The organism is Mycobacterium simulans, assembly GCF_900232995.1.
Lineage (GTDB): Bacteria > Actinomycetota > Actinomycetes > Mycobacteriales > Mycobacteriaceae > Mycobacterium > Mycobacterium simulans.
The window spans coordinates 549,095-568,861 of the sequence record NZ_OCVX01000007.1; the positions used below are offsets into that span (position 1 = coordinate 549,095).

Sequence of the window (19,767 nt, forward strand, 5' to 3'; positions counted from 1 at the left end):
GGTTCATGTCAGAGCGCGTCATCCTGGCGTATTCCGGCGGCCTGGACACCTCGGTGGCCATCAGCTGGATCGGCAAGGAGACCGGCCGCGAGGTCGTGGCGGTGGCGATTGATCTCGGCCAGGGCGGCGAGGACATGCAGGTCGTGCGCCAGCGGGCCCTGGACTGCGGCGCGGTCGAGGCCGTCGTCGTCGATGCCCGTGACGAGTTCGCCGAGGGCTACTGCCTGCCCACCATTCTCAATAACGCGCTGTACATGGACCGCTACCCGCTGGTGTCGGCCATCAGCCGGCCGCTGATCGCTAAGCACCTGGTCGCGGCCGCGCGTGAGCATGGCGGAAAGATCGTCGCCCACGGCTGCACCGGCAAGGGCAACGACCAGGTCCGCTTCGAGGTCGGATTCGCCTCGCTGGCACCGGATTTGGAAGTGCTTGCGCCGGTCCGCGACTACGCGTGGACGCGGGAGAAGGCGATCGCGTTCGCCGAGGAGAACGCGATCCCGATCAATGTCACCAAACGCTCGCCGTTCTCGATCGACCAAAACGTCTGGGGCCGTGCCGTGGAAACCGGCTTCCTCGAGCACCTGTGGAATGCGCCCACCAAGGACGTCTACTCCTACACCGAAGACCCCACCGTCAACTGGAACACCCCCGACGAGGTGATCGTCGGCTTCGAACAAGGGGTACCCGTGTCGATCGACGGCAAGCCGGTATCCATGTTGCAGGCCATCGAGGAACTCAACCGGCGTGCAGGCGCTCAGGGCGTCGGGCGCCTCGACGTCGTCGAGGACCGGTTGGTGGGCATCAAGAGCCGCGAGATCTATGAGGCGCCGGGGGCGATGGTGCTCATAACCGCGCACACCGAACTCGAACACGTCACGCTGGAGCGCGACCTGGGCCGGTTCAAGCGTCAGACCGACCAGCGCTGGGCCGAGCTGGTATACGACGGACTGTGGTACTCGCCGCTGAAGGCCGCGCTGGAGAGCTTCGTCGCCAAGACCCAGGAACACGTGTCCGGCGAGGTTCGAATGGTGTTGCACGGCGGCCACATCGCGGTCAACGGGCGGCGCAGCGCCGAATCCCTCTACGACTTCAACCTGGCCACCTACGACGAGGGCGACACCTTCGATCAGTCCAACGCGAAGGGCTTCGTCTACGTCCACGGCCTGTCGTCCAAGCTCGCCGCCCGCCGGGATTTGCGGTGACGGTTTCCCGGCGAGCAGACACAGAATCGCACCGACACGCCCGTCGGAGTGCGATTCTGTGTCTGCTCGCGGAGAAAAAGTGAGCACCAACGAGGGGTCGCTGTGGGGCGGCCGGTTCGCGGGCGGTCCGTCGGACGCGTTGGCCGCGCTGAGCAAGTCCACCCACTTCGACTGGGTGTTGGCGCCCTACGACATCACAGCGTCGCGCGCCCACGCGAAAGTGCTGTTCGGCGCAGGGCTGCTCACAGAAGAGCAGCGCGATGGCCTGTTGGCCGGCCTCGACAGCCTCGCTCACGACGTCGCCGACGGCAGCTTCACACCGCTGGTCACCGACGAGGATGTGCACGCCGCCCTGGAGCGCGGACTGATCGACCGCGTCGGCCCGGACCTGGGCGGCCGGCTACGGGCCGGCCGGTCTCGCAACGACCAGGTGGCCACGCTATTCCGGATGTGGCTGCGCGACGTGGTGCGCCGGGTCGCCGACGGTGTCATCGAAGTCGTGAAGGCGCTGGCCGATCAGGCCGCCGCGCACCCGACGGCCATCATGCCCGGCAAGACCCACCTGCAGTCCGCCCAGCCGATCCTGCTGGCACACCATCTGCTCGCCCACGCCCACCCGCTGCTGCGCGACGTGGACCGCATAGTCGACTTCGACCAGCGCGCCGCGGTGTCGCCGTACGGCTCCGGAGCGCTCGCCGGATCGTCCCTGGGCCTGGACCCGGACGCGATCGCCGCGGATCTCGGTTTCACTGCCGCTGCCGACAATTCCGTCGACGCGACCGCAGCCCGGGACTTCGCCGCCGAGGCCGCGTTCGTGTTCGCCATGATCGCCGTCGACCTGTCGCGGCTCGCCGAGGACATCATCATCTGGAGCTCGACGGAATTCGGTTACGTCAGCCTGCACGACTCGTGGTCCACGGGCAGCTCGATCATGCCGCAGAAGAAGAACCCGGACATCGCCGAGTTGGCCCGCGGCAAGTCCGGGCGATTGATCGGAAACCTGGCCGGGTTGCTCGCGACGCTGAAGGCGCAGCCGCTGGCCTACAACCGCGACCTCCAGGAAGACAAGGAGCCGGTGTTCGATTCGGTGGCCCAGCTGGAGCTGCTGTTACCGGCGATGGCTGGATTGGTGGGCACCCTGACTTTTCACGTCGAGCGGATGGCCGCCCTGGCCCCTGCCGGCTACACCCTTGCCACTGATGTCGCCGAATGGCTTGTGCGGCAGGGTGTTCCGTTCAGGTCCGCCCACGAGGCCGCCGGCGCGGCCGTGCGCGCCGCCGAGGAGCGCGGGGTGGGGCTGCCGGAGCTCACCGACGAGGAGCTGGCCGCCATCAGTCCCGAACTGACACCGCGGGTGCGTGAGGTGCTGACGGTCGAGGGCTCGGTGTCCTCCCGTGATTCCCGCGGTGGTACCGCGCCGGGTCAAGTCGCCAAGCAATTGGGTGTGCTATTGGTGAACGCCGATCGGCTGCGGCAGCAGCTAAGACGCTGAGCGTTTCTTTGCCGGTCAGATGCCGGCCGACTAAACTCGCAGCTCTAAAGCGATCGGGTTGACCGCCGGTTGAATCTTGTGGCCTTGATGTCCGTATCAAAGGGGTGGGACCAATGAGCGTCATCGCAGGTGTATTCGGTGCGTTGCCGCCATATCGGTATTCCCAGCGAGAGCTCACCGACTCATTCGTCAGCATCCCGGATTTCGAGGGTTACGAAGACATCGTTCGGCAGCTGCATGTCAGCGCCAAAGTCAACAGTCGCCACCTGGTCATGCCGCTGGAAACGTATCCGAAGCTGACCGACTTCAGCGAGGCCAACAAGATATTCATCGAAAAGGCCGTGGACCTGGGCGTGGAGGCGCTGGCCGGCGCGCTCGATGAGGCCGGGCTGCAGCCGCAAGAACTCGACGTGCTGATCACCGCGACCGTGACCGGTCTTGCGGTCCCGTCGTTGGATGCCCGGATCGCCGGCCGGTTGGGACTGCGGGCCGATGTGCGGCGGGTGCCGCTTTTCGGCTTGGGCTGTGTGGCCGGAGCGGCCGGGGTGGCGCGACTGCACGACTACCTGCGCGGTGCCCCCGACGGCATCGCGGCCTTGGTCTCGGTCGAGCTTTGCTCGCTCACCTATCCGGGATACAAGCCGTCTCTCGCGGGTTTGGTCGGCAGTGCGTTGTTTGCTGACGGCGCCGCCGCCGTGGTTGCCGTCGGTGAGCGTCGTGCCCAGGAGGTCGGTGCAGCGGGGCCGGACATACTCGATTCACGCAGCCACCTCTACCCCGACTCGCTGCGCACCATGGGCTACGACGTCGGCTCCGCCGGGTTCGAACTCGTCCTGTCCAAGGACCTCGCGGAGGTTGTCGAGCAGTATCTGGCGAACGACGTCACCACGTTTCTGGCCGCCCACGGACTCACCACGACGGACATCGGCGCCTGGGTGACACATCCCGGGGGCCCCAAGATCATCAACGCGATTACCGAGAGCCTAGGGCTGCCGCCGGAGGCCCTGGAGCTGACGTGGCGTTCATTAGGCGAAATCGGCAACCTGTCGTCGGCGTCAGTGCTGCATGTGCTGCGGGATACCATCGCCAAGCCGCCGCCCAGCGGAAGCCCGGGTTTAATGATTGCCATGGGGCCCGGTTTCTGCTCCGAACTGGTACTGCTGCGCTGGCACTGATTCGCGCCGCATGGACAGCACTCATCAAGACCTCGTCAAGGCCCTCCGCAAATCGCTCAAGGAAAACGAGCGACTCAAGCGAGAGAACCGCGATTATCTGTCTCTGATCACCGAGCCAATCGCGGTGGTGGGGATGGGTTGCCGGTATCCGGGTGGTCTGGAGTCGCCCGAGGCGCTGTGGGAAATGGTGGCCGATGGCCGTGATGTCGTCTCGGAATTTCCCACGGATCGTGGCTGGGATCTGGCCGGCTTGTTTGATCCGGATCCCGACGCGGTCGGAAAGTCGTATACGCGGTGCGGCGGCTTCTTGACGGATGTGGCGGGTTTTGACGCCGAGTTCTTCGGCATAGCACCCAGCGAGGTGCTGGCAATGGATCCCCAGCAGCGGCTGTTGCTGGAAGTGTCGTGGGAGGCGTTGGAGCGCGCGGGGATTGACCCGTTGCGACTGCGGGGTTCGTCGACGGGCGTGTTCGCCGGAGTGTTCCACGGATCGTATGGGGGCCAAGGCCGGGTTCCTGGGGACCTGGAGAGGTATGGGCTGCGCGGTTCCACGTTGAGCGTTGCGTCGGGTCGGGTGTCGTATGTGCTGGGATTGGAGGGGCCGGCGGTCTCGGTGGACACCGCGTGTTCGTCGTCGTTGGTGGCGCTGCATTTGGCGGTGCAATCGCTGCGTTCCGGGGAATGTGATCTCGCGCTAGTCGGTGGGGTTACGGTAATGGCCACCCCGGCCATGTTCATCGAGTTCAGCCGGCAGCGGGCGCTGTCTGCCGACGGTCGGTGCAAGGCGTACGCGGGCGCCGCCGACGGGACCGCATTTGCTGAAGGTGCCGGCGCTCTCGTGGTCGAACGGTTGGCTGATGCGCGGCGGCTGGGGCATCCGGTGCTGGCAGTGGTGCGTGGATCGGCGGTCAATCAGGACGGTGCATCCAACGGGTTGGCCACGCCGAACGGGCCGTCGCAACAACGGGTGATTCGAGCCGCGCTGGCCAATGCGCGGTTGGGTGTGACGGATGTCGACATGGTGGAGGGACATGGCACCGGGACCACGTTAGGGGATCCTATTGAGGCGCAGGCGATTTTAGCGACATACGGGCAAGAGAGGGCGGAGCTCGGGAAAGAACCGCTGTGGCTGGGCTCGATCAAATCCAATATGGGTCATACCTCAGCCGCTGCGGGGGTGGCCGGGGTGATCAAGATGGTGTTGGCGATGCGGCATGGGGTGATGCCTAAGACGTTGCACGTGGATGTGCCTACGCCGCATGTGGATTGGTCGGCGGGTGCCGTCTCGTTGTTGACCGAATCCCGCGCGTGGGACGTGCACGGTCGACCTCGGCGGGCTGGGGTGTCGTCGTTTGGGATCAGCGGGACGAATGCACACGTCATTCTTGAGCAAGCGCCGGCAGTGGAACGGCCTGTCGCCGAACATGATCGAGGTGTGCCGGCGGTTGCGTGGGTGATATCGGCGCGGTCGGCGCACGCGTTGGCTCATCAGGCAGAGCGGCTGCTGGCGTGGGTCGGGGCCGCTGACGGCCCGCGTGCGTTGGATGTGGGGTGGTCGTTGGCATCAACGCGGTCACTGTTCGAACACCGTGCGGTGGTCGTCGGCAACGATCGCAAGGAGTTGATGGAGCGACTCGTCGGCCTGGCAGCCGGTGAACCGGGATTGGGCGTGGTCGTAGGTCGTGCCCGGTCCGTGGGCAAGACGGTGTTCGTGTTCCCGGGACAAGGATCCCAGTGGCTGGGTATGGGCATCCGGTTGCTTGCTGATTCGACGGTATTCGCCGATCAGTTACACCGCTGCGGGAAAGCCCTTAGCGAATACGTGGATTGGTCGTTGATCGATGTCCTGCGTGGCATGCCAGGCGCACCGGGGCTGGATCGCGTCGATGTTGTGCAGCCGGCGCTGTGGGCGGTCATGGTGTCGCTGGCCGCCTTATGGCGCTCGATGGGTGTGATGCCGGACGCGGTGATCGGGCATTCGCAGGGCGAGATCGCGGCGGCCTATGTGGCCGGAGCGTTGTCGTTGGAGGATGCCGCGAGGGTGGTCGCGCTGCGGAGCCAGTTGCTACTGCAGTTGTCAGGCGCCGGCGGCATGGTTTCGGTCGCGTGTGGGCCTGTGCGAGCCCAGGAGCTGGTGGCTTCATGGGGCGAGCGACTGAATATCGCTGCGATCAACGGTGTTTCGACAGTCGCAGTGGCTGGCGAGGTTGCCGCCATCGAAGAGCTGATACAGCGGTGCGAGGCTGACGGTATCCGCGTGCGGAGGATCGACGTCGATTACGCCTCACATTCACCTCAGGTGGACGCGATCCATGCGGATCTTGTTGCGTCGCTGGACCGCATCGATCCTCGCTCCTCGACGGTGGCGTTCTATTCAACGGTCACCGGCAAACCGATGGACACCGCAGGTTTGAACGCGGAGTACTGGTACCGAAGTATCCGGCAGACCGTGCGCCTGGAACAGGCTGTCCGGAGTGCCTTCGGCGACGGATGCCAGGTGTTCATCGAATCCAGCCCGCACCCGGTATTGATCGCCGGTATCGAAGAAACCCTGGCCGACGCCGGTCGGCGCGGCGCCGTTGAACCGATCATCGTCCCGTCTCTGGGCCGTGATGACGGTGGGCTCGAGCGGTTTTGGCTGTCGGTGGGGCAGGCCCATGTTGCGGGTGTGGGTGTGGATTGGCCCGCAGCGTTTGCGGGTCTGGGCGCCCAGCTGGTGGAGTTGCCGACGTATGGGTTTGTGCGCCGCCGGTTTTGGTTGGGGCCGTTGGGTCTTGACAGTGGCGATGTGAGTGGCATCGGTTTGGTGGGGGTTAGTCATCCGTTGTTGGGCGCGGCGCTGGAGCGGCCCGATTCCGGTGGAGTGGTGTTGACGGGTCAACTATCGATGACCGCTCAGCCCTGGTTGGCCGATCATGCGGTGGGCGGGGTGGTGTTGTTTCCAGGGGCGGGGTTCGTGGAGTTGGCAATCCGGGCCGGTGATGCGATCGGATGCGGGGTGGTGGAGGAGTTGACCTTGTTGGCGCCGTTGGTGTTGCCACCGGCGGGTGGCATGCGCGTACAGGTGGTGGTGGGAGACGCGGGCGAATCCGGCAGCCGGGCGGTATCGGTGTATTCGCATGGCATGGCGGCAGATTCGGTATGGGTCTTGCATGCCCAGGGCGTGTTGAGCGGGGCGGCGAAGGCGTTCAGGGCGTCGACCACGGATCTGTCCGTGTGGCCACCGGTAGGAGCGCAGGCGGTCGGTACCGGTGATGCGTATGAGGTGTTGGGCGGGCTGGGATATGGATATGGACAGTCGTTCCAGGGTTTGCGCGCGTTGTGGCGACGGGGGCGTGAGGTTTTCGCTGAGGTGGGCCTTCCAGAGGGAGTAATGGTTGGGGGGTTTGGGATTCATCCGGTGCTATTGGATGCGGCCCTGCATGCGTGGGGGGTTGTTGAGGGTGGCGATCACACGGTGTTGCCGTTTTCGTGGCAGGGAGTGTGTTTGCATGCGGCGGGAGCGACACGGGTTCGGGTGAGGTTGGCGCCGGTAGGTGTGGGGGCGGTGTCGGTGGAGTTAGCCGACACGGACGGGTTGCCGGTGCTATCGGTACGGGAGTTGGTGCTTCGTCCGGTCTCGGCGCATGCGCTGTCGGCGGCGGTGGCCGCGGCGGGTGGTGGTGCCGGCTCTGGCGGTGGGGGGCTGTTGGAAGTTGCTTGGTTACCGATGTCGTTGGGCGCTAGCGATGTTGGTCGCCGAAAGGTGTTCCTGCGCGAGCTCCATGTCCGAGGCGACGTCGGCGACGATGGTCTCACGGGCTCGGTCCATGCGGGCGTACACGAGGTGCTGGCGGGGTTGCGGTCGTGGTTGAGCGGTGCTGAGGACGAAGCGTTGGTGGTGGTGACGCGGGGGGCGGTGGGCTTGATTGGCGAGGACGTCACGGATTTGGTGGGTGCGGCGGTTTGGGGGTTGGTGCGTGCGGCTCAGGCCGAGCATCCGGGTCGGGTGGTCCTGGTTGATTCCGACGGGTCAGTGGAAGTTGCAGACGTAGTCGCATGTGGTGAGCCGGTTTTGATGGTTCGTGGGGGTGTGGTGTATGCGGCTCGGTTGACGCCGGTGGGTGCGGGATCGGTGTTGGAGTTGCCGTCGGGGTCGGTGGGATGGCAGCTCGCCGTAGGGGGCGGGGGCACGTTGGAGGATTTGGTGGTGGCGCCTGTTGGGCGAGCGGAGTTGGCGGCTGGGCAGGTGCGGGTGGCGGTGGCTGCTGTGGGGGTGAATTTCCGGGATGTGCTGGTGGCCTTGGGGATGTATCCCGGCGGCGGGGAGTTGGGCGCCGAGGGTGCTGGGGTGGTCGTGGAGGTCGGCCCCGGGGTCGAGGGATTGGTGGTGGGCGACGCGGTAATGGGTTTGTTGGGAGTGGTGGGCGCCGAGGCGGTAGTGGATGCACGGTTGGTGACGGCGGTGCCGGCGGGGTGGTCGTTGGTGACGGCCGCCGGTGCCCCGGTGGTGTTCTTGACGGCGTATTACGGGTTGTCAGTGTTGGCCGGCGCGGCGGCCGGGGAGAAGGTGTTGGTGCACGCCGGCACCGGTGGGGTCGGCATGGCGGCCGTGCAGCTGGCCCGGCACCTGGGTTTGGAGGTGTTCGCGACCGCCAGCCGTGCTAAGTGGGACACATTGCGGGCCTTGGGTTTTGATGACGATCATATCTCCGATTCGCGCAGCCTTGAGTTTGAGGAGAAGTTTCGAGCGGTCACTGGTGGTCGTGGGGTGGATGTCGTGCTCAATTCGCTGGCTGGCGAGTTCACCGACGCATCACTGCGGTTGTTGGCTCCGGGTGGGCGTTTTATCGAGATGGGCAAGACCGATTTTCGCGACCCGCAAGTCGTGGCCGAGCGGTATGGAGGGGCGTACTATCGGGCGTTCGATCTCATCGAGGCCGGCCCGGAGCGTATTGCGGCGATGCTTGTCGAAGTGGTGCGGTTACTGGCGGTTGGCGCGTTGACGCCGGTGCCCGTCCAGACTTTTGATGTGCGGGGTGCCTCGGCGGCATATCGGTTCGTCAGTCAGGCCCGTCACATTGGAAAGGTGGTGCTGACGCTACCCGAAGGGCCGGAAGGGCCCGGTCATGAGGTGCTCAGTGGGGCCGGTGCTGAGCTAGCCGGGGGCGCGGTGCTGATCACCGGCGGTACCGGAATGGCCGGTTCGACGGTGGCGGCTCATCTGGTGGAACGCTACGGCGTGGCCAATGTGGTGTTAGCCAGTCGTAGTGGTGAGCGGGCCACTGGGACGGCACAGTTGGCGGCCCGGCTGCGTGATGCTGGAGCTCAGGTGACAGTGGTGGCCTGTGATGTCGCCGATCGTGAGTCAGTGGCGGCGTTGTTGGCCGGTCTGGATCCGCGGTATCCGCTCAAGGGGGTGTTTCACGCGGCGGGGGTGCTCGACGATGCGGTGATTACGGGGTTGACAGCCAAGCAGGTGGATACGGTGTTGCGGGCCAAGGTCGATGCGGCGTGGAACCTGCATGAGCTCACCGCGGATCAGGATTTGGCGGCGTTCGTGATGTTTTCGTCGATGGCTGGAATCGTGGGAACCGCGGGCCAGGGCAATTACGCGGCGGCGAATGCGTTCTTGGACGGGCTGGCGGCCTATCGACGGTCAAGGGGATTGGCGGGGTTATCGGTGGCGTGGGGATTGTGGGAACAGGCTTCGGCGATGACCCAACACTTGGGAGAGCGGGATCGCGCCCGGATGAATCGCATCGGACTCGCTCCGATATCGACCGAGGCGGCGCTGGGCCTACTAGATACCGCACTGCTGGCCGATCGCCCGGTGCTGGTGGCCGCCCGGCTGGATCCGGCCGCGCTCCCGGGGGCCGAGGTGCCCCCGCTCTTGAGTGGGTTGGTGACCCATCCGGTCCGCCGAGTCATCGAAGACACGGACACCGCGACGTCGATGTCGGGATTGGCGCGGCGGCTCGACGGACTAACCCCTGAGCAGCGTCGCCGGGAACTGAGTGAATTGGTCTGCACCAACGCGGCAACGGTATTGGGGCGCTCCAGCATCGCAGACATCAACGCCCACCGCGCTTTTCAGGATCTCGGGTTCGATTCGTTAACCGCCGTGGAATTGCGCAATCGGCTCAAGAACGCGACAGGGCTCGCCTTGTCACCCACCCTCATCTTCGATTACCCCACTCCCGCCGATCTGGCCGAACACCTCGTCATCCGACTTAACACGGTCGCATCCGCCAGCAACGAGCCAAGCCCCTTGGCCCGCTTTAACGAAATCACCCACGAACTACAGACATTGCTCAACCGACCCGACTGGAGCCAGGACGACAAGACACAGCTGAGCAGCCGGCTGCAAACACTGCTGTCCAGCCTCAGCGTCCCATCCATAGACGACGACATCACCAACGCCACGGAAAGCCAACTCTTCGCCATCCTCGACGAAGAACTCGGCCCCTAAGGCCATCCCGGACAAGGAGCCACCATGCCGGGCAGTACCAAGCATGTTGATTACCTGAAACGCCTCACGGCGGATCTGCGGCGCCCCCGAAGACGCCTCGCCGGGTTGGAAGCCAAGTCGACCGAGCCGGTGGCGCTGGTCGGCATGGGCTGCCGGTATCCGGGTGGGGTGGATTCCCCGGAAGCGTTGTGGGAGATGGTCGCGACGGGACGTGACGCCGTGTCGGATTTTCCAACCGATCGTGGTTGGGACGTGGCCGGGTTGTTCGATCCGGATCCGGACGCCGCCGGGAAAATGTACACCCGCCGGGGCGAGTTCTTAGACGATGCAGGCGCTTTCGATGCCGGCTTCTTCGGGATCGGGCCCAGTGAAACGCTGGCGATGGACCCACAGCAGCGGCTGATGTTGGAGGTGTCATGGGAAGCGTTGGAGCGCGCCGGGATTGACCCGACGACGTTGCGAGGCTCGGCCACCGGAGTGTTCGCGGGGGTCATTCACGCCGGCTATGGAGGTCGCGTACAGGGCGAATTGGAGGGCTACGGCCTGACGGGTTCGACGTTGAGTGTGGCATCCGGGCGGGTGGCGTACGTGCTGGGATTGGAGGGCCCGGCGGTGTCTGTGGACACGGCGTGTTCGTCGTCGTTGGTGGCGTTGCACTTGGCAGCCCAGTCGTTGCGGTCGGGGGAATGTGATCTGGCGCTGGCCGGTGGGGTCACGGTGATGGCCACTCCCGCCGCGTTTGTGGAGTTCAGCAGGCAGCGGGCGCTCGCGCCCGACGGTCGATGCAAGGCATACGCCGGCGGCGCCGATGGGACGGCTTGGTCGGAAGGCGTTGGTGTGCTGGTATTGGAGCGCTTGGTCGATGCGCAGCGGTTCGGGCATCCGGTGCTGGCGGTGGTGCGCGGGTCGGCGGTCAACCAGGATGGCGCCTCCAACGGGTTGACGGCACCGAATGGGCCGTCGCAACAGCGGGTGATTAGGGCGGCGTTGGCTAATGCGTGCCTAGGGACACCCGATGTGGATGTGGTGGAGGGGCATGGGACGGGCACCAGGTTGGGCGATCCGATTGAGGCGCAAGCGCTTCTAGCGACCTACGGTCACGATCGGCCAGCGGATCGGCCGCTGTGGTTGGGGTCGATCAAATCGAACATCGGCCATACGTCTGCGGCGGCGGGTGTGGCCGGCGTGATCAAGATGGTGCAAGCGATGCGCCATGGGGTGATGCCGAAGACCCTGCATGTGGATGTGCCCACGCCGCACGTGGATTGGTCGGCGGGTGCGGTGTCGCTGTTGACCGAGTCACGTCCGTGGCCGGTCGCGGACCGGCCACGCCGGGCGGGGGTGTCATCGTTCGGGATCAGCGGCACAAATGCGCATGTGATCTTGGAGCAAGTTCAGCCGGAAACCGCTGTCGCGGAGCCGGATAACGGCCTGTCGGTCGTGCCGTGGATTCTATCGGCGCGGTCCGTGCAGGCGTTGACCGGTCAGGCAAAGCGGCTACTGTCCCGGGTGCAGGACGATGAGGCGCTCGACCCTATGGATGTGGGGTGGTCGTTGGTCAACACCCGCGCGGTGTTTGAACATCGGGCGGTGGTGCTGGGCAATGGTCGCGCATCTCTGCTAAAGGGGCTGTCGGAGTTGGCCGCTGGCGAGCCGGGCACGCAGGTAGTGGTGGGCCGTGCGCCGACGGTGGGCAAGACGGCGTTCGTGTTCCCCGGGCAGGGTGCGCAATGGCTCGGCATGGGAGAGCAGTTGTATGCGGAGTTGCCGGCATTTGCGCAAGAGTTCGACGCCGCAGCTGAGGCGTTGGACCCGCACTTGCGGCTGCCGCTGCGAAAGGTACTTTGGGACTCCGATGAGGCGCTGTTGACCAGCACCGAATTCGCCCAGCCAGCCCTGTTCGCAGTCGAAGTTGCGCTGGCAAAGCTGTTGCAGTGCTGGGGAATTAACCCGGACTTGATGATCGGCCACTCGGTGGGCGAGATCGCGGCCGCACATGTGGCGGGGGTGTTGTCGCTGCCCGATGCTGCGCGGTTAGTCGCGGCCCGGGGGCGGCTGATGGCAACATTGCCGGCCGGAGGCGCGATGGTGGCGGTGGCCGCCGGCGAAGACGAAGTGTTGCCGTTGTTGGTTGATGGCGTAGATCTCGCTGCGGTGAATGCGCCGAACGCGGTGGTGATTTCTGGCAGCGAGGCATCGGTTCGCGCTATTGCGGATCGGTTTGCCCGCCAGGGTCGCCGCACGCAGCGACTGACTGTCTCGCATGCGTTTCATTCGTCATTGATGGAACCAATGCAGGAGGAGTTCGCACGAATCGCCGCCGGTGTTGCCGTGGCAGATCCACAGATTCCGGTGGTGTCGAATGTGACTGGGCAGCTATCTGGGGCGGGGTACGGATCGGGGCAGTACTGGGTTGAGCACGTGCGCCGCCCGGTGCGGTTCGCCGATGGCGTGCGGTCGTTGGAATCGGTTGGCGCTACCGCGTTTGTTGAGGTAGGTCCAGGCGCTGGGTTGGCGGCTTTGGTCGAGCGGTCTGTGTCGTCGGCGGAGCCGGTGTCGGTCACGGTGTTGCGCCGTGATCACCGGGAACTGGAGTCGGTGCTGGATGCCGCGGCGCGGCTGTTTTCCGCTGGTGTTGCGGTGGACTGGCCGGAGATATATGGAGGCCGTGGTCGGCGGATTGATCTGCCCACCTATGCGTTTGAGCGGCAGCGGTTCTGGTTGCCGGTGGGATCGACAGTTCTAGGAGACATTAGTGGCGTGGGTCTGACCAGGGCCCAGCACGGCTTGTTGGGTGCGGTTGTGGAGCAACCGGACTCGGGCGGGGTGGTCTTGACGGGCCGGTTGTCGACTGGGGATCAGCGGTGGCTGGCCGATCACGCCGTTGGTGGGGTAGTGCTGCTAGCGGGCGCAGCTTTCGTGGAGTTGGCGTTGCGGGCCGCTGACGAGGTGGGCTGCGGGGTGGTGGAAGAGTTGACAGTGGTGTCGCCGTTGGCGTTGCCGGCCGTGGGTGCGGTGCAGTTGCAGGTCGTCGTTGGGGCACCCGGGGAATCGGGCCAGCGCGCGGTGTCGGTGTATTCACGCGCTGCCGAGTTGGATTCGGAATGGGTACTTCACGCCCAGGGCGTGCTGGGAGTGAAGCCGGTTGCGCCGTCGGCGGGTTTGTCGTTCTGGCCGCCGGCGGGTGCTACCCCGGTGGATATTGATGGTGCATATGACCGGTTGGCTGGACGTGGCTATGAGTATGGTCGAGCGTTTCGGGGCTTGACCGCCATGTGGCAGCGGGATTCTGAGGTTTTTGCCGAGGTCGCGATTCCCGCGGGGGCTGATATCACCGTGGCCGGCTTCGGCATTCACCCGGTGGTGTTGGACGCGGCCCTGCATGCACTGGGGATGGTTGACCACCAGGAATCGACGATACTGCCGTTTTCGTGGCAAGGGGTGTCGCTGCATGCCGCGGGTGCCTCGCGGGTACGGGTGCGGATTGCCCCGGCCGGCGATGGGGCGGTGTCCGTGGAATTGGCCGACGGAGCGGGGTTTCCGGTGCTCTCGGTGCAAGCACTCGTCATGCGTGCGGTTTCGGCTCAGCAGCTATCGACGGTGATCGCTGGTGCCGATGCGGCCAGTCGTGGACTCCTCGAGGTGATGTGGTCGCCGGTCTCGACGGCCGACAACGACCTCGGCATAGAGGCCGAAGTCGTCGAGCCGGGGACCGCTGATGGGACCGTGGAGTCGGTGCATTCGGCCACGTATCGGGTGTTGGAGACATTGCAATCCTGGTTGGCCGACGAGCGGGCTGGGCTACTGGTGGTGCTGACGCGCGGGGCGGTGGGGTTGGCCGGCGACGATGTCACCGATTTGGCCGGCGCTGCCGTGTGGGGGTTGGTGCGGTCTGCCCAAGCTGAGCATCCGGATCGAGTGATGCTAGTCGACTCCGATGATTCGATAGAAATCAGCGATGTAATCGGTTGCGGTGAACCACAATTAGTGATCCGCTCCGGCAAGGTGTACGCCGCTCGGCTGACGCCGGTGAGCCAAGTGCCGGTATTGCAGGTGCCTGACACCCAGTGGCGGCTGGTCGCTGGCGGCGGCGGGACGTTGGAGGATTTGACATTAGTGTCATGTCCGGCAGCGGAGTTGGCGCCCGGGCAGGTGCGGGTGGCAATGCAGGCGATGGGGGTCAATTTCCGGGACGTGTTGGTGGCGTTGGGGATGTATCCGGGCGCGGCGGAGTTGGGAGCCGAGGGGGCCGGTGTGGTCAACGAAGTGGGTCCGGGGGTGACGAGCTTAGCTGTTGGCGAACGGGTGATGGGGTTGTTGGGGCTTGCCGGCTCCGAGGCAGTGGTGGATGCGCGGTTGGTGACGAAGGTGCCCGCGGGCTGGTCGCTAACCGAAGCGGCAAGTGCCCCGGTGGTGTTCTTGACGGCCTACTACGCGCTGCGTGTGTTGGCGGACGTGCGGGCGGGGGAATCGGTGTTGGTGCACGCCGCGGCGGGCGGGGTAGGGATGGCGGCGGTTCAGCTCGCACGGTTGTGGGGTTTGGAGGTGTTCGTCACTGCCAGTCGTGGTAAGTGGGACACGTTGCGGGCAATGGGGTTTGACGACACGCACATCGCCGATTCGCGCACGCTGGCGTTCGAGGACAAATTCTTTGTGGCCACCGAGGGCCGCGGTGTGGATGTCGTGCTCAACTCCCTAGCTGGCGAGTTCAACGATGCGTCGTTACGGCTGCTGCCGCGGGGGGGCCGCTTTATCGAGATGGGCAAGACCGACATCCGGGATCCGCGGGTCATCGCCCAGGCTCATCACGGCGTGGTGTATAGGGCTTTTGATCTGATGGAAGCCGGGCCGCAGCGCATTGAGCAGATGTTGGCCGAATTGGTCGCGCTATTCAAAGCCGGTTCCCTGCAACGGCTTCCGGTCAGGTCGTGGGATGTGCGGCACGCCCCGGAGGCGTACCGTTTCTTGAGTCAGGCCCGCCACGTCGGCAAAGTCGTGTTGACCATGCCCGATGCGTGGGCGGCGGGCACAGTACTGATCACCGGTGGCACCGGGATGGCCGGTTCGGCGGTGGCGCGTCATCTGGTGAGCCGATACGGGGTACGGCAGCTGGTGTTGGCCAGCCGTGCCGGCAAGCGCGCCGACGGGGCGGATGAGTTGGTGGCCGAGCTGGGCGCGGCTGGTGCTCGGGTGCAGATAGTGGCGTGTGACACGGCCGACCGCGGCGAGGTGTCGGGTCTGGTGGCAACATTGCCCGATCTCACGGCTGTGTTTCATGCCGCGGGCATTGTTGATGATGCGGTGATCGCCTCGTTGACCCCAGAGCGTGTCGATACGGTGTTGCGGGCCAAGGCCGATGGAGCCTGGAACTTGCACGACGTCACCAAGGAACTGAACCTGTCGGCGTTCGTGATGTTTTCGTCGCTGTCGGGGATCGTGGGCGCGCCGGGGCAGGGCAACTACGCGGCGGCAAACGCGTTCTTGGATGGGTTGGCGGTGTATCGGCGCTCCCAGGGGTTGCCGGGGTTGTCGGTCGCGTGGGGATTGTGGGAACAAGCTTCTGCGATGACGCGACACCTAGGGGAGCGGGATCGCGCCCGCATGAATCGGGTCGGGCTGGCGCCGTTGAGCACCGAGGAGGCGATGGGATTCCTCGACAGCGCGCTGCTGGCTGATCGCGCCGTGTTGGTGGCCGCCCGGCTGGATCGCGCCTCGCTGGGTGCTAGCGGGGCGGCGATACCCCCGTTGTTTAGCGCGTTGAGAACCGGCCGGGCTCGCCGGTCCGTCGCTGCAACCCATGCCGCGGTCTCGATGTCGGGACTGGTGTCCCGGCTGCACGGGCTGACGCCGGAGCAGCGGCAGCGCGAACTCACCGAATTGGTGTGTACCAACGCCCTAGCCGTGCTGGGGCAATCCGGCACCCCAGATATCGACGCCCACAAAGCATTCCAAGAATTCGGGTTTGACTCCCTGACCGCTGTGGAACTGCGCAACCGCCTCAAAGCCGCGACTGGACTCACCCTCTCGCCGACCGTGATTTTCGACTACCCCACGCCGGCCGCCCTAGCCGAACACCTCGACAACCAACTCAGCTCCGCACCCGCAGTCGTCAGCACCGAATCGAACCTATTGGCCCGCTTCAACGACATCGCCCGTGAGCTCGACACTCTCGTCAACCAACCCGGCTGGACCCCCGAAGACAAAACGCACCTCAGCAAGCGGCTGCAGACGATCCTGACCGAGCTGACCACCCCACGTCCCATAGTCGAGCCAACGCCGGACGACGAGGACCTCAGCACCGCAACCGAAAGCCAACTCTTCGCCCTCCTCGACGAAGAACTCGAACCTTAGATAGCGCAGACTCGATCAGTATGTCGACGGACATCGCCATCATCGGGCTTGCGTGCCGGTTCCCGGCCGCAGCCAACCCGCGGGAATTCTGGCGACTCATCCAGGATGGACGCGAAGCAACCGAATACCTCGAGGACGTCAAGGCGTTCGACGCCGACTTCTTCAACCTGTCGCCGCGCGAGGCGTGCGCCATGGATCCCCGGCAGCGATTGGCACTGGAGCTGACCTGGGAACTATTCGAAGACGCGTTTATCGTGCCGGAAACGGTGCGCGGGCAGCAGGTCGCGGTGTACCTGGGCGCGATGAACGACGATTACGCGTTCCTGACGCTGCGCGACGCCGCGGATGCCGTTGACCACCACTCATTTGCCGGCACAAGTCGGGCGATGATTGCCAACAGGGTCTCGTACGCCTTTGGACTGCGAGGCTCAAGCATGACCGTTGACTCCGGGCAATCGTCGTCACTGGCGGCGGTGCACCTCGCGTGTGAAAGCTTGCGGGCAGGTGGCACGCCGCTAGCGGTAGCCGGTGGGATCCATCTCAACCTGGCACGCGAAACCGCAATGCTGGAAACAGAATTCGGAGCTTTGTCAAGGACGGGCCACACGTATGCGTTCGACGACCGGGCCGACGGCTACGTACGGAGCGAAGGCGGCGGGCTCGTTCTGCTGAAGCCGCTGCGCGCTGCGTTGGACGACGGAAACCGGATCCGCGCAGTCATTGCCGGCAGTGCGGTTGGTAACGCCGGGCACACTTCCGCTGGACTAGCCGTGCCCTCGCTCTCCGGAGAAGCCGACGTAATCCGCCGCGCGCTGTCCAACGCGGGCCTCGACTGCACTCAGCTCGACTATGTCGAGGCACATGGAACCGGCACCGAAGTCGGCGATCCGATCGAGGCCCGGGCGCTGGGTGAGATCTTCGCCGAGCGTCGGCATCGTCCGGTGAGCGTGGGATCGGTGAAGACCAACATTGGCCATGCCGGTGCGGCCGCGGGCATCGCGGGCCTGCTAAAGACGGTGCTGGCGGTCGAAAATGGCTTTGTTCCACCGAGTCTCAACTATGTCAGCTCACGCGTCGACTTGGAAAGTCTTGGCCTGCACGTCAACACCGCCCTGACGCCCTGGCCCGTGAACGGACAGCCGCGGCGGGCCGGGGTTTCGTCGTTTGGAATGGGCGGCACGAATGCGCACCTGATTGTGTGTCAGGCGCCCGCGACCACGAAAGATTCTGCAGAACAACATGACCCGACAACCGTGCCATGGGTGCTGTCGGCCCGGTCGAGCCAAGGGTTAGTGAACCAGGCGCAGCGTTTGTTGGCATGGGTTGATGCGGAGGAATGGTTGAGCCCCGTCGACGTGGGGTGGTCGTTGGTAAGTACTCGATCGGTGTTCGAGCATCGCGCCGTGGTAGTGGGCGCCGAACGTAGTCAATTGATGGACGGGCTGGCGGGTCTGGCGGCAGGTGAGCTCGGTGCGGGTGTGGTTGCGGGTCAGGTCCGATCGTCGGGCAAGACGGCGTTTGTGTTTCCCGGACAGGGCTCGCAGTGGTTGGGCATGGGGCAACCGCTGTATCAACGATTCCCCGTGTTCGCCCAGGCCTTTGATGATGTCGCCGCCGCGTTGGATGCGCAGCTGAGATTGCCGTTGCGGCGGGTGTTGTGGGGCGCCGATCCCGGGTTAGTGGAGAGTACGGAGTTTGCGCAGCCGGCGTTATTCGCGGTCGAGGTGGCGCTTGCCGCATTGTTGGCGGACTGGGGCGTGGTGCCCGATGTTGTGCTGGGGCATTCGGTAGGCGAGCTTGTCGCGGCGCATCTAGCCGGGGTGATGTCGCTGGACGACGCCGCAAAGGTGGTGGCGGCGCGGGGTCGGTTGATGGCGGCGTTGCCCGCGGGCGGCGTGATGGTCGCGGTAGCCGCCAGCGAGCAGGAAGTGGCGCCGTTGCTGCATGAGGGCGTGAGCCTCGCCGCGGTGAATGCGCCTGATTCGGTGGTGATTTCGGGTGAGCTGGCTGCGGTGGATGCGGTGGTGGATCGGTTAACGCGCCAAGGTCGCCGGGCGCATCGGCTGGCTGTGTCGCACGCGTTTCACTCGGCGTTGATGGAGCCGATGGTCGAGGAGTTTTCGCAGGTGCTGGCGCAGGTGTCGGTGTCGCAGCCCCGGATCGAGTTGGTGTCGAACGTAACTGGTCAGCTGGCCGGTGCCGGCTATGGATCACCGGCGTATTGGATAGAGCATGTGCGGAAGCCGGTGCGGTTTGCCGACAGCATGGATTACACGAAGTCGTTGGGGGCTGAGTTCTTTGTCGAGGTGGGCCCCGAGGCTGGGCTGACGGCATCGGTGGCGCTGTTGGTCAAGGACCGCCCCGAGGTTGATTCGTTATGCACCGCGGTGGCCCAATTGTTCGCCGCGGGTGTGGCGGTGGACTGGCGCCCGGCCTACCAGGGCTTGGGTGCCCAGCGGGTGGACCTGCCGACGTATGGGTTTGCGCGGCAACGGTTTTGGTTGGATGCCAGTGGCGAACCACCCGCCGGCGATGGCGACACTGAACCGGGGATGATGGCGCGGTTGCGAGCCTTGACCCCGGTCGAACGGCGCCGTCAGTTGGTGCAGTTGGTATGCAAGCATGCGGCGATCGTGTTGGGCCATTCGAACAGTCATGACATCGATCCCGAACGCGCCTTTGAATACCTCGGCTTTGAGTCAATGACCGGCGTTGAACTACGCAACCGTCTTGCGACGGCTACCGGGTTGGTGTTGCCACGCTCTCTGATCTTTGACTATCCGACACCAACAGCTTTGGCCGATCATCTTGTTGCCCAACTATCGACCGGTTATCACCCGGGATCGGATGACCAGAATATTTGGTCTGTGTTGAGAAATATTCCTATCCAAGAGCTTCGACGGACCGGATTACTCGACAAGCTATTGCTGCTGGCTGGACAATCCCAAGAATCCGTATCCTATCGACCTGTCAGCGACGATGTCATCGACACTTTAAGTCCCGAAGCTCTGATCGCAATGGCGCTCAATCCAGATGTCGAGAATGACATTCACTGACGTGTAAATGCGACAGGTGTTGAATACGTTCGACTTTGCG

General features: G+C 64.9%; 6 protein-coding genes. All 6 read left to right on the plus strand.

The window, feature by feature from the left end:
* Positions 1-5: 5 nt before the first annotated feature.
* Positions 6-1,202, plus strand: a complete 1,197-nt coding sequence (locus tag MSIMFI_RS24675) for an argininosuccinate synthase (RefSeq protein ID WP_191499553.1) — start codon at positions 6-8, stop codon at positions 1,200-1,202.
* Between the two features lie 79 nt (positions 1,203-1,281).
* The gene (argH, locus tag MSIMFI_RS24680; protein ID WP_191499554.1) at positions 1,282-2,694 is read left to right on the plus strand and encodes an argininosuccinate lyase; all 1,413 of its coding nucleotides are present in this window, start codon (positions 1,282-1,284) and stop codon (positions 2,692-2,694) included.
* 113 nt (positions 2,695-2,807) lie between these two features.
* Positions 2,808-3,869, plus strand: coding sequence for a type III polyketide synthase (locus tag MSIMFI_RS24685; RefSeq protein ID WP_191499555.1), 1,062 nt, complete (start codon positions 2,808-2,810; stop codon positions 3,867-3,869).
* 10 nt (positions 3,870-3,879) lie between these two features.
* Entirely contained in the window at positions 3,880-10,320 is a 6,441-nt protein-coding gene (locus tag MSIMFI_RS24690) for a type I polyketide synthase (protein ID WP_191499556.1), read from the plus strand.
* Between the two features lie 24 nt (positions 10,321-10,344).
* On the plus strand, positions 10,345-16,671 hold the full coding sequence (locus MSIMFI_RS24695) for a type I polyketide synthase (RefSeq protein WP_191499557.1): 6,327 nt from the start codon (positions 10,345-10,347) through the stop codon (positions 16,669-16,671).
* Between the two features lie 20 nt (positions 16,672-16,691).
* Complete coding sequence (locus tag MSIMFI_RS24700; protein WP_191499558.1) at positions 16,692-19,727, plus strand: type I polyketide synthase; 3,036 nt, start codon at positions 16,692-16,694, stop codon at positions 19,725-19,727.
* Positions 19,728-19,767: the final 40 nt, after the last annotated feature.

What these genes read in the sequence shown, in the direction of transcription:
- MSIMFI_RS24675 (WP_191499553.1), top strand. Translation starts at nt 6, where the DNA reads ATGTCAGAGCGCGTCATCCTGGCGTATTCCGGCGGCCTGGACACCTCG.
- MSIMFI_RS24685 (WP_191499555.1), top strand. Translation starts at nt 2,808, where the DNA reads ATGAGCGTCATCGCAGGTGTATTCGGTGCGTTGCCGCCATATCGGTAT.
- MSIMFI_RS24690 (WP_191499556.1), top strand. Translation starts at nt 3,880, where the DNA reads ATGGACAGCACTCATCAAGACCTCGTCAAGGCCCTCCGCAAATCGCTC.
- MSIMFI_RS24695 (WP_191499557.1), top strand. Translation starts at nt 10,345, where the DNA reads ATGCCGGGCAGTACCAAGCATGTTGATTACCTGAAACGCCTCACGGCG.
- MSIMFI_RS24700 (WP_191499558.1), top strand. Translation starts at nt 16,692, where the DNA reads ATGTCGACGGACATCGCCATCATCGGGCTTGCGTGCCGGTTCCCGGCC.